We start from the raw sequence: 13,335 nt of genomic DNA on the forward strand, positions 1-13,335 counted from the left end.
CCCATTGTACCCTTTTGCTATTCTTGAAATTAGAAAAGAATGTATTTCTTCTTGATTCTGTCGGCGTGTTTCTGATAAAAGTTCCCATAATGTTCGTTTTTTTTTCGGTGATTAGTCGAATGATTAATGATTGATTTAGACTGATGTTCTTAATGGGTGTGATTTCTTGATGATGCCCATTGTACCCTTTTGCTATTCTTGAAATTAGAAAAGAATGTATTTCTTCTTGACTCTGTCGGCGTGTTTCTGATAAAAGTTCTCATGATATTTGATTTTTAATTGATGATTAATAATTTTCTTATACTAACTAGACGATGGTAAATGTCTTTTGTTACAGTACTATGCATAAAAAGGTACTATTTTTAACATATTTATATTATAAAATAATGTAACTTGTTATTATATAGTTGATTTTCAGTTGCTTATGAAATAAGTGAAAAATTCTCATTTTAACTATAATTCAATAGATTTAAAACAAAAATCAAAATTAGAGTGTAGAAATAGAAGAGATATTCAATTGATGAAACTAAAAACAGCTTGATTTTTAAGCTTAGAATAGTCCTATATATAAAGTAAGACTAAAGAAATAAATAATTCAGGCATAAGATTGATAGTTTGATATGGTGATATACTTCATATTCCGAATACAAATCATATCTTTGTAGAACTTTTAAAGGGGTGCAGATGATTCTTGCAATGACCTTACAGCGAATGGTGTCATAGAGTTTACTCAAAAAACCTACCATTCGTTATACACGTCACCACGTATTTCAATTCCTTTATAGTAAAATAAAGTATTATCATTAAAATTTCGAATGGCAAAATCACAACAGACATTTAATAAAACTGAAAAAGAAAAAAAACGCTTAAAAAAGCGTGAAGAGAAAAAGAAAAAAATGCTTGCTCGTAAAGCTGCAGCAAAAGAAAGTGGTACTTCAGGTATTCCACTTGCTTATGTTGATTACAATGGAAATTTGGTAGACACTCCGCCAGATCCTTCAATGAAAGTTGAAGTAGAAGCTGAAGATATTATTCTTGGTATTCCTAAAAAGGAAGAAGGAGATGTAGAAGAGTTTGATCCAGTAAGAAACGGTAAAGTTTCATTTTTCGATACTTCAAAAGGCTTTGGATTCATTATTGATTCAGAAAACAACGAGAAATATTTTGTTCACGTTAGTGGTCTTATCGATGAGATTATGGAAAATGACAAAGTTGCTTATGAACTAGAGAGAGGCATGAAAGGCATGAATGCTGTTCGTGTTAAGAAGATTTAGTATTTAAAGATTTCCAATGGCAAAAATGCAACGCAACACCATTTTGGTCGTATTGTCATTTTTTGCCATTTACTTCATTTGGGGATCTACGTATTTATGGAATAAAATTGCGGTAACTGAATTACCTGCCTTTATGTTGGCAGGTATTCGTTTTGTAGCTGCCGGTAGTTTAATTTTTGTAATATCAAGATTTTTAAGGTTACCCTTGAAAATTACTAAGAAACAATTTAAGAATACTTTTATTGCTGGATTTCTATTTCTGACTTTCGGAAACGGAGTTGTGGTTTGGGCTTTAAAATATGTAGATAGTAGCTTTGCGGCACTTGAAATTTCAGCACAACCGTTAGTTGTGTTGATAATGATGCGCGTATTACAAGGAAAAAAAATAAAACCTATGTCTATTATAGGAGTAATATTAGGTATATCTGGTATTTTTCTTTTGATTGGCCAACAAGAAATCATTGCTCAAGATGGTGCTATCCTCGGCATGGTTCTAATTTTTATTTGCATGTTAAGCTGGTCTTATGGGAGTCTATTTGTTGGTAAGGCAGACTTACCTAAAAACTTCTTTGTAAATACGGGTTACCAAATGCTCAGTAGTGGCTTATCTTTACTTTTCATAAGTACCTTATTTGGCGAAAGTTGGTCCTCACCTGCAGAATGGAGTACACGGGTTATTTGGTCTATGCTCTTATTAATCATTTTTGGCAGTATTGTAACCTTCACTGCTTTCAACTATTTGTTACGAATAGTATCTCCAGAAAAAGTAGCCACTTCTTCTTACGTAAATCCGATTATCGCAATGATTTTGGGATGGTACTTTTTAAATGAAACAATAACCTTGCAATCGGTTATAGCATCTATAGTTTTACTTACCGGAGTCTACTTCATTAATACGAAAAAGAGCTTAACGATATTTTCACGATTCTCAGGAAAAAGAATTCCTAAATAGATTCAAAGATCAATTGTGTTGATTTTACTTCACCAGGTTTCATTGTACCTAAATTTATTTTTCCAATACGAATTCTAACTAAGCGTACAGTTGGGAAACCAACCGCTGCGGTCATTTTACGAATCTGTCTAAACTTCCCTTCCTTAATTATAATACTTATCCAAGAAGTTGGCCGATGTCTGCCTATTCGCAAAGATGAATGAGCATCTGGTAGGGTAGGGGTTATCTTCAATAATTTCACGATACAAGGTTTAGTAGTATATTTTTCTCCAAAGATACCAATGCTAATACCTTCAGATAATTTCTCTAACCCTACGTTAGTTATTAATCCATCCAATTGTGCTAGATATTCCTTTTCAATACCCGAACTATTTATTGTATCACTCAATTTACCATCGGTGGTCATCAACAAAAGACCTTCAGATTTTTCATCTAATCTACCTATAGGCATTATTCTATCTGGAAAATTATAAAGCTCACTAAGAAATCGTTTTTTTCTTAATTGCCGATCTTCTCCTGAGGTCAATTGACTCAATATTCCGAATGGTTTATTTACAATAAAATGGTGATGTTTCATTTTTATACTATAAACTGTCAATAATCGATTACCAATGGTCGCAAAAGATACCCTTTTTAACCCTTGAATTAGTAATCTACTTTAGAGAATGTTACCTTTGTAGCCTCCAGAAAAGATTTTATGCAAGAGACTGTTTTTGAATTACAGGATAGGAAGACCGATAAAGAACTTTACAGCTACCAACAAGGAGCCATTCAACAAATTTTTGACAAGTTCGATTCTGAAAATGATGATTATCACCTATTATACCAATTACCAACAGGTGGTGGTAAAACAGTTATTTTTTCTGAAATGGTACGGCAATACCTGAAAAATCACAACAAAAAGGTTTTGGTGATGACTCACCGTATTGAACTTTGCAACCAAACTTCAAAAATGCTAACTAGCTTCGGGGTTGTAAATAAGGTTGTTAATAGTAAAGCAAACTTAGACGATCAAGAACGTTATAGTTGTTATGTAGCCATGGTAGAAACCTTAAATAATAGGTTGAACGATGGTCAATTAGATATTTCTGATGTTGGTTTAGTAATTATTGATGAGGCGCATTACAATTCATTTACTAAACTTTTTAAGTTTTTTGAAAACTCATTTGTATTAGGTGTAACGGCTACTCCGTTGAGCTCTAACAAAGATTTGCCAATGAACAAAAACTATAGTGAGCTTATACCAGGTGAAACTATAGAAAATTTGATCGCCAACGATTTCTTGGCTAGGGCAGAAGTTTTTCAATATGATATGGGCCTTACTTCCCTTGAAATTGGTTCTAATGGCGATTATACCGTAAAATCATCCGCAGATCTGTATACCAGTCCTGCCATGCTGAATAAACTTTTGGATGCGTATACAAAGCATTCTAAGGGTAAAAAAACGTTGATTTTCAATAATGGAATTGAGACATCTATACAAGTTTATCATACATTTCAAGCAGTGGGTTTACCTATAATGCACCTTGATAATACTGCAACTAAAAAACAGCGTAAGCAAATATTAAAATGGTTTAGAGAAACGCCAGATGCTATATTAACTTCGGTTAGTATCTTAACAACTGGTTTCGATGAACCTACTATAGATACTATTATTCTAAATAGAGCAACAAAATCACTTACACTTTATTATCAAATGATTGGTAGGGGTTCAAGGGTTTTGAATAACAAATCTAAATTTACAGTTATCGATTTAGGTAACAATCTTTATAGGTTTGGGCCTTGGGGCGCTGATTTAGATTGGGGAGCCATTTTTAAGTCTCCTAATTTCTACATGGATCGTATTCGTGATGATGAAGATATTGAAAGTGATTTTAAACTTGATTTGTCTGAAGAGGTAAAAGAGGAATTTAAAAATTCAAAAGAAACATTTTTTGATATTAAAGAAACCTACGAGACCGCAACTTTCGCAGGTGAATCTTCGAAAGTAGTATTAGAACGCTCTATTGCGCATCATGCTTATATGTGTATAGAGAACAGTGAAGATGTTTATGATGCTCTTGCATTAGCTAAATTATTAAAAGAAGATATTGATAATCGTATTCATGTTTACGGTAAATGTATCAGCAAGAGCACTTACAATTTCTTAAGTTGGTTAAAAGATGATTACCAAAAGAAACTGAATACTTATCTCCGTGAAAATTTTGATACCGTTTTTGAGGATATTCATGGACACCCACCAGAAGATTAATTAATAATTGACTAATCTAAATAGGTTATAATCTCATTTACAGGGTTATTTTTAACGAAAAGTTTGTTACATAAAAAAGGCTTGTTCATCATATGAACAAGCCTTTTTCTATAATAATAGCATACTTATATACTATTCAACAGTTAATGAATATTGAGGAGTAGGGTTTAATGGGCAAAAATATACATACTCTCCTTTGGTTAATTTAGTTTCTTTAGATGGTTCAACGCTATTATTTTTAACAGTAGTTGTTACATAGGCCGTTTGAATATGATTCTCTGGCTTTGAAGCATCTTTACCCTTTGGTACTAAAACCAAACCAACATCTTTACCAACTTCGTTATTTGAAACTTCAAAAATATAAGTTCCTTCACTCACCGTTAGTGACTTCTGTGTAAATTCCCCTGTTGTCTGCTCAAGGGCAATTTTTTTAACAGGTTGCTTCATTTTTTTATCTTGTGCATTGGAATTAAACGTGAATGCCAATACGATTACTAAAATTGATATTATTTTTTTCATTTTTATTAAATTTTATGAGCCTTAGGCTCTAATTATTAGAATTGATTATTTGAATTAAACTGCTGTTGGTTGTAAAGGTTGTGCTACTGGAAAATCAACTGGTACTTGAGTTGTGCTATGCACATAATTGGATATTGTTTTATCGCCAACTAAAGAAATGGTATCAATTAAATTAGCTTTTGTGTAGCCTTGGTCGAAGTAATTTTCTAAAACAGATTCATTAGTTCTACCTCTATTCTCTGTAATGTTCTTTGCTAATCTTGCCAAAGCATCTAATTTTGAATCGAAAGAAGCTTCACCAGCTCTTAATTCTAAAATTTGTTCGTCTGTAAAACCATTCATTTTACCAATGGCAGTATGTGCAGACAAACAATAAATACATTCATTTACTTGACTCACTGCTAAGTTTACTACTTCTTTCTCTTTTGCAGATAATGACGTTTTGGCATTAGCAAAATTTAAATAATTTTCTAAAGCTGTATTACTGTTCGCATAGGTTGCATATAAATTTGGAACAAAACCAACTGCTTTTTCTAAATTATCGAAAATAGCTTGATTCTTTTCGCTTACTTCACTTCTTGTAGGTACATTAAATGTGCTCATAATTTTCTATTTATTAGTAAATATTTTAATTGTTATTTCTTGTACAAAGGTATTGGCATTACAAGCCTTGTTTCATGAAGTTTATTCCTTTTGGCATGTCAATATTTCCCTTATAGATATAAACCGACTGTTTCTGTGATATCATTTTTAATTTCAGTTCTACAATAGAAATCAGATAATTGATTTTTATCACAATGTTCTTTATGGCTAATGGCATTTTCTATAACGGCTCTTTTAGCGGAGAATATTTCTATCAAATTAAAAATAGATTTGTGCTTTAAATTCATGTCTTTGTTGTATTTATTGTTAGGTACAAAGATGAAATTAAAGAGAGTCTTAGAAGGGGTTAGATTACCCGAGGTGTTGTCAATTTTTCCCTAATTGGGTTATTTTAACTGTTTCTTAAATTCGGAAGGTGAAACCTTGGTCTGTTTTTTAAATAAGCGACTTAAATGTGATGCATCGTCGAAACCAATTTCATAAGCAATTTCTTTTGCTGTTTTATCAGAGTAGGTCAACAGTCGTTTTACTTCAAGAGTAATACGTTCGTGAATTAACAACAGCGGACTCGTATTTAATTTAGCAAATGTATTTGAAAGTGTTTTCGGGGACTTAAAAAGTTTGTCGGCATAGAAAGAAACCGAGTGTTCAGATTTGTAATGAGCTTCAACCAACATATTAAAATTCCGTAGTAAATCAATCTTTAAATTTTTTGGCGCCGTACTAAAGCCTTCTTTGGCTTTTAATAACCGCGTGCTTATTATAATAAATCGTGCCATTAGCATACGCAGCATTTCAGCTTGTATGGTATCTGCCGTTTGTAATTCATCTATAAATACTTCGTGCAGCGTATCAAATTTTCGCTGTTCTTCTTTACCTAAATCAATTACTGGTATATGTGCATGGCCAAAGAATAATAACCCTGCGCAACTTACTTCTTGGTCATGGTCTTTAATACAATAGAACTCTCTATTAAATTGATAAACTATTAAATCTCTCCCATTAATAAATTGTAAAAACTGTACTATGGTTAATGCAAGTAAACTATTAGGTGCTATAGTATAGGGTATACCATCTACTACTATTTCTGAAGGATATCTAGTAGTTCTTATAAAGGTATACAGCGTTAATTGTTTTGGCTTTTTATAAAATTCTAAAAGTGATTCATTTCCAATATTAAGTAATCCATCGGTATTAAAATCCTTGAAAATTTCTTTCATGAAATATTTGTCTTAGAAATATCTCAATCATTACAAAAATTAAAGGTTCATAATAATCATAAGAAGGAATTAAACTACAATTGGACGAGAAAAGCTACAAAAAATAAACAAATATGTTAGTTTTAGGGTGCCAACCTTAAGAATTTTTTAATGAGATACCTACTTACCAGTATTTTCTGTTTATTCCTTTCGTTATCATACGCACAATCTGAATTTATTACTACTTGGAAAACCGATAACCCGGGAGTTTCTGAAGATAATCAGATTACAATTCCTTCATATTCTGGAAATTATGGAGAAATTACTATATCGTGGGGTGATGGTACTATTGATACTTATTCCAATAGTTATAATTTAATTCATACTTATGTAAACCCAGGTACGTATAGTGTAGAGATTACAGGCAATTTTCCAGGCTTTTATTTCAAGGATTGGGGTGATAACCAGAAAATAATCTCAGTTGATCAATGGGGAGATATTGAATGGGTAGCGGCTCAAGAGGCATTTAGTGGTTGTGAAAATTTAGATGTCTTGGCAAATGATAGTCCCAACCTTTCCAAAGTCACTTCAACAAACCAAATGTTTAGCGGCTGCTATTCATTAGTAGGAACTCCAGCATTTAATAATTGGGATGTTTCAACGATTACAAATATGGACAGCATGTTCAATTCATGTTCCAGTTTTAATTCTCCAATTGGAAACTGGGATGTGAGTAATGTTGAAAATATGCCAGCAATGTTTTTTAATGCAACTTTATTCAATAAAGATATTAGAAATTGGGATGTAAGTAACGTGAAAATAATGTGGGCCATGTTTGCCGGAAGCCATTCTTTTAATCAAAATATTGACAATTGGGATGTTTCAAATGTTACAAGCATGGGCTGGATGTTTACAAACGCGAGAGCTTTTAATCAACCTTTAGGTAGTTGGGATGTTTCTAAAGCCATAGGCATGGACCTAATGTTCGATAATGCATTGGCTTTTAATCAAAATATATCTAGCTGGGATGTTAGCAATGTTACGAACATGGGATATATGTTTAAAAATGCAAAATCCTTTAATCAACCCGTTGTAGACTGGGATGTAAGCTCCGTGTCCAATATGGGGTCAATGTTCCGAAATGCCGAAACTTTTAATCAACCTTTGAATACTTGGGACATGTCTAATGTTACGAATACTTCAAACATGTTCTATTATGCTTTTGGTTTTAGACAAGATATTTCTTCTTGGGATGTAAGTAATGTAACTGATATGTCCGGCATGTTTAACGGTGCTACTGCTTTCAACCGTCCTATTAACAGCTGGGATGTATCTGCCGTAACGGATATGACCAGAATGTTCCAATATGCATATTCTTTTAATCAAGATTTGAGTAATTGGAATGTTAGTAATGTAACCTTAATGGATAATATGTTCCACCGTGCTGATGGCTTTAAACAAGATATTTCTTCATGGAACATTGCTAATGTCACCAGTATGGAAGATATGTTTCTGGAAATTAGAATGTCTAAGATTATATATGACAACATTTTGACCTCTTGGTCATCATTGCCTCAAATTCAGGAAAGGGTTGTTTTCAATGCGGGATACAGCGAATATTGTGATGGTAGGTTAGGTAAGGAAACTTTGATATACAACAATGGTTGGACCATAACTGATGGAGGAGAGGTTTGTTTTTCACCTAATCAATTTGTTACTAAATGGAAAACGGATAATCTAGGTACTTCAGAAAATAATCAAATAACCATTCCAACATTCCCTGGGGAAACTTATGATTATACCGTAGATTGGGGCGATGGAAATGTTGATAGTAATATTACTGGTAACATCACACATACTTACAATACCACAGGCACCTATTATGTTTCTATTACCGGTATATTTCCGAGAATTTATTTCAATGAAAGTGGGGATAAAGATAAAATTTTGACAATTAAACAATGGGGCACAAATCAGTGGACTTCCATGGAATCGGGATTTGCTTATTGTTCTAATCTGTCAGTAGCCGCAACTGACCCTCCCAATTTGTCAAATGTGACGAGTCTAAAAAAAATGTTTTATCGTTGTGACTACGCGTCTGAAAATTCAAAAACTCGGGAATATACCAGTTTTAATGGCATAGAAAATTTTAATTATTGGGATGTTAGTACAATTACTGATATGTCTCATATGTTCGATAAATCTGCATTTGGTCAAGATATATCCTTTTGGGATGTGAGTAATGTAACGGATATGTCCTACCTCTTTTATAATACCAAGTTTTTTAATCATGCTATTAGAAATTGGAACGTAAGTAATGTTGTGAATATGGAAAGTATGTTTTCTTCATCATATTTTAACCGTGACATTAACGGGTGGGATGTAAGAAAGATTACTAATATGTCCCATATGTTTAATGATGCTATCGATTTCAATCAAAATTTAGAAAATTGGAAAATAGAAAAAGTAGAGAATATGGAGGCTATATTTAATGGCTCTGGCTTGTCCACAACAAATTATGACAAAACGCTTAACGCTTGGAGTGATCTTCCTCTGTTACTGAACAATGTAAAATTAGAAGCTGTCAATATTAACTATTGTAATAGTGTTGAGGGCAGACAATTCCTTATAGACAACTATGGTTGGGAAATTATGGATGCCGGAAATGATTGCACCAGCACATATTTTATTACCACTTGGAAAACCGATAATCCAGGTGCGTCAGGTGACAATCAAATTACTATTCCAACTTTCCCAGAAGAAATATATAATTATACGGTGGATTGGGGTGATGGTGTTATGGACAACAGCATCACCGGCAATATAATTCATACATATGAAAAGCCAGGAACATATCAAGTATCTATAAGTGGAACTTTTCCTAGAATTTATTTTGCAAACCCATTCAATAACAAATCATCCGATGGGGATAAATTAGAATCTATTGATCAATGGGGCGATATCGCTTGGACATCAATGTCAAATGCATTTTCTGGATGTGATAATCTTGATATAACAGCAGTAGACGTACCTGATTTGTATAATGTTTCAGGGCTAAATTTTATGTTCGCTCGCTGCCCTTCCTTAGTCGGAAATATTAGTATGGGAAAATGGGACGTCAGAAATGTAACAAATACTGTTTTAATGTTTTTAGATACACCATTATTTAACCAAGATATAGGTAATTGGGATGTCGGCAATATTGACAATATGAATGGAATGTTTTCAGGTGCTTCGTCCTTTAATCAGGACTTAGGCAATTGGAACGTTAGTAATGTTGAACATTTTGGTTCAATGTTTGCCGGTGCTACAAATTTCAATCAGAATATTGGCTCATGGAATGTTTCTAAGGGTCAAAGGATGGATTCAATGTTTATGGATGCAAAATCATTCAATCAAAATTTGGAAGATTGGGAAGTTACGAATGTGGTAGACTTTCTATTAATGTTCAGTAATGCAGAATCATTTGACCAGAATATTGGTAGATGGAACATTATAAATGCCAGAAATGTCCAGGGAATGTTCAATGGCTCAGGTTTGTCTTTAGAAAACTATGACAATACACTTATTGGTTGGTCCATCCTAACTACATTACAAAACAATGTGAATTTTGATGCTGGCTCTAGCCAATACTGCGAATCTGAGGAAGCACGTCAATTTATCATAGACACGTATGGTTGGGCTATTACTGATGCAGGAAAAGTACTCTTTTGCAATGAAGACAATGATTTAGACGGTGTATTAGACCATTTAGATGATTGTTTAGAGACAAGACCTAATGTAACTGTAAACGACAATGGTTGCGAAATAATAGCATCAGATGCCATTTTAGTTTATGGTGTTACACCAACATGCCCGGGAGAAGCAAATGGAAGTATTTCAATTTCAAGTGCTCTAACTGATTATAACTTTAATATATCTGTGGAAGGTCCAATTTCAACTGACTATAATGAGGTTTCATTAAATGAGAATTTAGAAGTAGCAAATCTTGCAACTGGTCTGTATACGGTTATTATTTCTATTCCAGATATTTCGTATTCTCAAACTTACGGCATTCAAATCAATGAAGTTGGCACTATCTCAGGTAAACGAGAAAGTTTCAATACAACCGCTAAAACGGCTACCTACTTTGTAGAAGGTAGTAATAGATATACCGTTGATGTAAACGGAGAATTGAAAAACTACAACTTTACATCTAACGGAAAGAATGAAATTCAATTATCAGATTTAGCAGAATTCAATGCAATTTCTATTACTGGAGAAAGTGACTGTCAGGGGATGGTTACCGATTCATTTGCCTTTTCAGATGGAGTAATTATGTATCCAACGATTACTACTGGTAAAGTATTTGTTGAGGGCTTCGATGAATCAAGTACCGTGTTGGTTTATGATTTATCGGGTCGACTTATATTATGCCAAACACTTTCAGAACAAGGCTCAAATTTAATCGACTTGCAAGTATTGGAAAATGGTATGTATCCTACGGTAATTCAATCAAAGGGAAATTCAAAAACATTTAAGATTATAAAGAAATGATATATAAAGCATTAAAATATTTTACCGGGATTACATTGGTTTTAGTATGCCTAAATTCTTGCGATAAAAGTACTTCGACAGAAACAGAAAAACAGGTTGAAAAGCCAGTTCCTACTAAAGCAACAGGTACTTTACCTGCTAACGGAGAACCTTGCTCGGAATTTGAACCTATACCAAATGATGACACTAAAGTTTCCATCTTATTTAAATGGGATGCTGCTCAGAATGCCGTTAATTATGAACTGAAGGTTTTGTTAGGCAATGAGCAAGCAGCGACAACTACAATAGGTGCACATGAAGCTACGGTTACTTTGGATAGAGGAAAAACCTATACATGGAGCGTAACTTCTAAAAATGAAGCCGGAAATACTGTAAGTGATACTTATTCTTTTACTACACCTGGTCTTTCAGAAGGCAATTATGCCCCATACGCTGCTGAAATCACAACTGAGTTCGAAACCGTAAATAAATTTCTAAATGTAAGTTGGATAGGTACCGATGAAGATGGCGATGATTTGACTTATGATGTACTAATTACTGAAAATGAAACTATAATTTTGGAAGAAACAGACTTTATAAATACATATATATCCGGAATTGGATATACTGATGATACCAGTTATAACATAAACATTGTCTCTAAAGACGGTACAGGTAATTTTTCAGTATCAGAAGTAACTATAAATTCTCCTGAATAGATTCCTAAAATATCTTAGCGAATTAAGCCAACTACTTTTCCTATTTTTATGCGAATGGAAAAGAAGACTACTGAAATTGCAATAATTGGAGCAGGAATCAGCGGATTGATTGCTGCTTTAAGGTTAGAAAAAGATGGGTATTCACCCATAATTTATGAAAAAAGTGATAGGGCAGGAGGCCGTGTAAAAACGGATATTGTTGATGGTTATCAATTGGACCACGGATTTCAAGTGCTTTTGGATTCTTACCCAAAGGCGAAAGAATATCTTGATTATAATTCTTTAGAACTTCAGGAATTTTTACCGGGAGCACAAATTTTCAACAAAGGAAAAAGCTCAGTGCTTGGTGATCCTTTAAGAGGTCTGCAACTTTTGATTCCTACATTGTTTTCTGCCATAGGTAGTTTTTCCGATAAAATCAAGATTCTCAAATTAAATACCGCTATTAAGAACAAAACAGTAGAGGAAATTTTTAATGAAGAAGAAACTACGACGCTTTCTTTCCTAAAATCTAAAGGGTTTTCTAATGAAATAATTGAGCAGTTTTTCAGACCTTTTTTTTCGGGTATCTTCCTAGAACCTAACTTAGAAACCTCTTCTAGAATGTTTCAATTTGTATATAAAATGTTCGGAACTGGAAATGCCGTACTACCAAAATCTGGTATTGAGGCAATTCCGAAGCAATTGGAACAACAACTTAAACGGACTACCATTAAATTAAATACTGCTGTTGAAAGTGTGACAGATAACGGAATTATATTTGCTGGTGGTCAGGAGATAAAGCCAGACTATGTTATTATTGCTACAGATGCTTCCCCGTTAGTACCTAACTTACGAAAGCAGCAGTTAAATTGGTATTCATCAGATACTTTATACTTTACTTGTAAAACACGGAAAATCGAAAAACCCTTAATTGGTTTAATTTCAGATAAGGAGGCACTAATTAATAATATCTTTTATCATACTTCTATTGACACCGAACTAAGAGGATATGAAGAACTTTTATCCGTTACTGTGGTAAAAGAACACGAGTTAAGTGAGTATGAACTCATACAAAAAGTAAAAGAAGATTTAAAAATATTCTGTGGTATTACTACTGAACGCTATTTAAAGCATTACCCCATTAAAATGGCGTTGCCAAAATTGAATAATCTTCGATATAGTTTAATGCCTTCTGAAACTAGACTTACAGAACGTTTATTTTTAGCCGGCGATTATTTGCTAAACGGGTCTTTGAATGCTGCCATGATTTCCGGTGAAATGGCGGCTATTGGGGTAATTCAAACGATAGAAAAATCATAGT

General features: G+C 33.3%; 11 protein-coding genes. 6 read left to right on the forward strand and 5 right to left on the reverse strand.

What is annotated here, in order from left to right; translation table 11 throughout:
* Positions 1 to 815 precede the first annotated feature (815 nt).
* Complete coding sequence (locus AAC084_RS03250; protein WP_339836862.1) at positions 816 to 1,274, forward strand: cold shock domain-containing protein; 459 nt, start codon at positions 816 to 818, stop codon at positions 1,272 to 1,274.
* A 16-nt stretch (positions 1,275 to 1,290) separates the two neighbouring features.
* On the forward strand, positions 1,291 to 2,226 hold the full coding sequence (locus AAC084_RS03255; RefSeq protein ID WP_339836865.1) for an EamA family transporter: 936 nt from the start codon (positions 1,291 to 1,293) through the stop codon (positions 2,224 to 2,226).
* On the opposite strand, the gene AAC084_RS03260 is transcribed toward AAC084_RS03255, so the two are convergent.
* Positions 2,219 to 2,803: a pseudouridine synthase gene (locus AAC084_RS03260; protein ID WP_339836868.1), complete on the reverse strand. Its 585-nt coding sequence runs from the start codon at positions 2,801 to 2,803 to the stop codon at positions 2,219 to 2,221. The genes AAC084_RS03255 and AAC084_RS03260 overlap by 8 nt on opposite strands.
* A 120-nt stretch (positions 2,804 to 2,923) precedes the next feature.
* Between AAC084_RS03260 and AAC084_RS03265 the strand changes: the two genes are divergently transcribed.
* Positions 2,924 to 4,477: a DEAD/DEAH box helicase family protein gene (locus AAC084_RS03265; protein WP_339836870.1), complete on the forward strand. Its 1,554-nt coding sequence runs from the start codon at positions 2,924 to 2,926 to the stop codon at positions 4,475 to 4,477.
* A gap of 132 nt (positions 4,478 to 4,609) precedes the next feature.
* On the opposite strand, the gene AAC084_RS03270 is transcribed toward AAC084_RS03265, so the two are convergent.
* From AAC084_RS03270 to AAC084_RS03285, 4 genes are all read right to left on the reverse strand, one after another.
* The gene (locus AAC084_RS03270; RefSeq protein ID WP_339836873.1) at positions 4,610 to 4,996 is read right to left on the reverse strand and encodes a hypothetical protein; all 387 of its coding nucleotides are present in this window, start codon (positions 4,994 to 4,996) and stop codon (positions 4,610 to 4,612) included.
* A gap of 54 nt (positions 4,997 to 5,050) precedes the next feature.
* A complete protein-coding gene (locus AAC084_RS03275; RefSeq protein ID WP_339836876.1) occupies positions 5,051 to 5,599 on the reverse strand; it encodes a carboxymuconolactone decarboxylase family protein in 549 nt (182 codons plus the stop codon).
* 110 nt (positions 5,600 to 5,709) lie between these two features.
* Positions 5,710 to 5,886, reverse strand: coding sequence for a hypothetical protein (locus tag AAC084_RS03280; protein WP_339836879.1), 177 nt, complete (start codon positions 5,884 to 5,886; stop codon positions 5,710 to 5,712).
* Positions 5,887 to 5,985: 99 nt separating this feature from the next.
* Positions 5,986 to 6,819, reverse strand: a complete 834-nt coding sequence (locus tag AAC084_RS03285) for a helix-turn-helix domain-containing protein (RefSeq protein ID WP_339836882.1) — start codon at positions 6,817 to 6,819, stop codon at positions 5,986 to 5,988.
* 150 nt (positions 6,820 to 6,969) lie between these two features.
* On the opposite strand from AAC084_RS03285, the gene AAC084_RS03290 reads away from it, so the two are divergent.
* The 3 genes from AAC084_RS03290 to AAC084_RS03300 are packed head-to-tail and all read left to right on the forward strand — an operon-like array spanning position 6,970 to position 13,334.
* Positions 6,970 to 11,334 (forward strand): BspA family leucine-rich repeat surface protein, encoded by a 4,365-nt coding sequence (locus AAC084_RS03290; RefSeq protein WP_339836884.1) that lies wholly within the window; start codon positions 6,970 to 6,972, stop codon positions 11,332 to 11,334.
* Positions 11,331 to 12,032, forward strand: coding sequence for a hypothetical protein (locus AAC084_RS03295; RefSeq protein WP_339836887.1), 702 nt, complete (start codon positions 11,331 to 11,333; stop codon positions 12,030 to 12,032). Before AAC084_RS03290 ends, AAC084_RS03295 begins: the two co-directional genes overlap by 4 nt.
* Positions 12,033 to 12,086: 54 nt before the next feature.
* Positions 12,087 to 13,334, forward strand: coding sequence for an NAD(P)/FAD-dependent oxidoreductase (locus tag AAC084_RS03300; protein WP_339836891.1), 1,248 nt, complete (start codon positions 12,087 to 12,089; stop codon positions 13,332 to 13,334).
* Position 13,335: the final 1 nt, after the last annotated feature.

The sequence above is a fragment of the uncultured Maribacter sp. genome, assembly GCF_963977385.1.
GTDB lineage: Bacteria > Bacteroidota > Bacteroidia > Flavobacteriales > Flavobacteriaceae > Maribacter.

Excerpts from the sequence above, each read along its gene's own strand:
- AAC084_RS03265 (WP_339836870.1), top strand. The coding sequence starts at position 2,924 with ATGCAAGAGACTGTTTTTGAATTACAGGATAGGAAGACCGATAAAGAA.
- AAC084_RS03285 (WP_339836882.1), bottom strand. The coding sequence starts at position 6,819 with ATGAAAGAAATTTTCAAGGATTTTAATACCGATGGATTACTTAATATT.
- AAC084_RS03260 (WP_339836868.1), bottom strand. The coding sequence starts at position 2,803 with ATGAAACATCACCATTTTATTGTAAATAAACCATTCGGAATATTGAGT.
- AAC084_RS03280 (WP_339836879.1), bottom strand. The coding sequence starts at position 5,886 with ATGAATTTAAAGCACAAATCTATTTTTAATTTGATAGAAATATTCTCC.
- AAC084_RS03290 (WP_339836884.1), top strand. The coding sequence starts at position 6,970 with ATGAGATACCTACTTACCAGTATTTTCTGTTTATTCCTTTCGTTATCA.
- AAC084_RS03250 (WP_339836862.1), top strand. The coding sequence starts at position 816 with ATGGCAAAATCACAACAGACATTTAATAAAACTGAAAAAGAAAAAAAA.
- AAC084_RS03270 (WP_339836873.1), bottom strand. The coding sequence starts at position 4,996 with ATGAAAAAAATAATATCAATTTTAGTAATCGTATTGGCATTCACGTTT.
- AAC084_RS03275 (WP_339836876.1), bottom strand. The coding sequence starts at position 5,599 with ATGAGCACATTTAATGTACCTACAAGAAGTGAAGTAAGCGAAAAGAAT.
- AAC084_RS03255 (WP_339836865.1), top strand. The coding sequence starts at position 1,291 with ATGGCAAAAATGCAACGCAACACCATTTTGGTCGTATTGTCATTTTTT.
- AAC084_RS03295 (WP_339836887.1), top strand. The coding sequence starts at position 11,331 with ATGATATATAAAGCATTAAAATATTTTACCGGGATTACATTGGTTTTA.
- AAC084_RS03300 (WP_339836891.1), top strand. The coding sequence starts at position 12,087 with ATGGAAAAGAAGACTACTGAAATTGCAATAATTGGAGCAGGAATCAGC.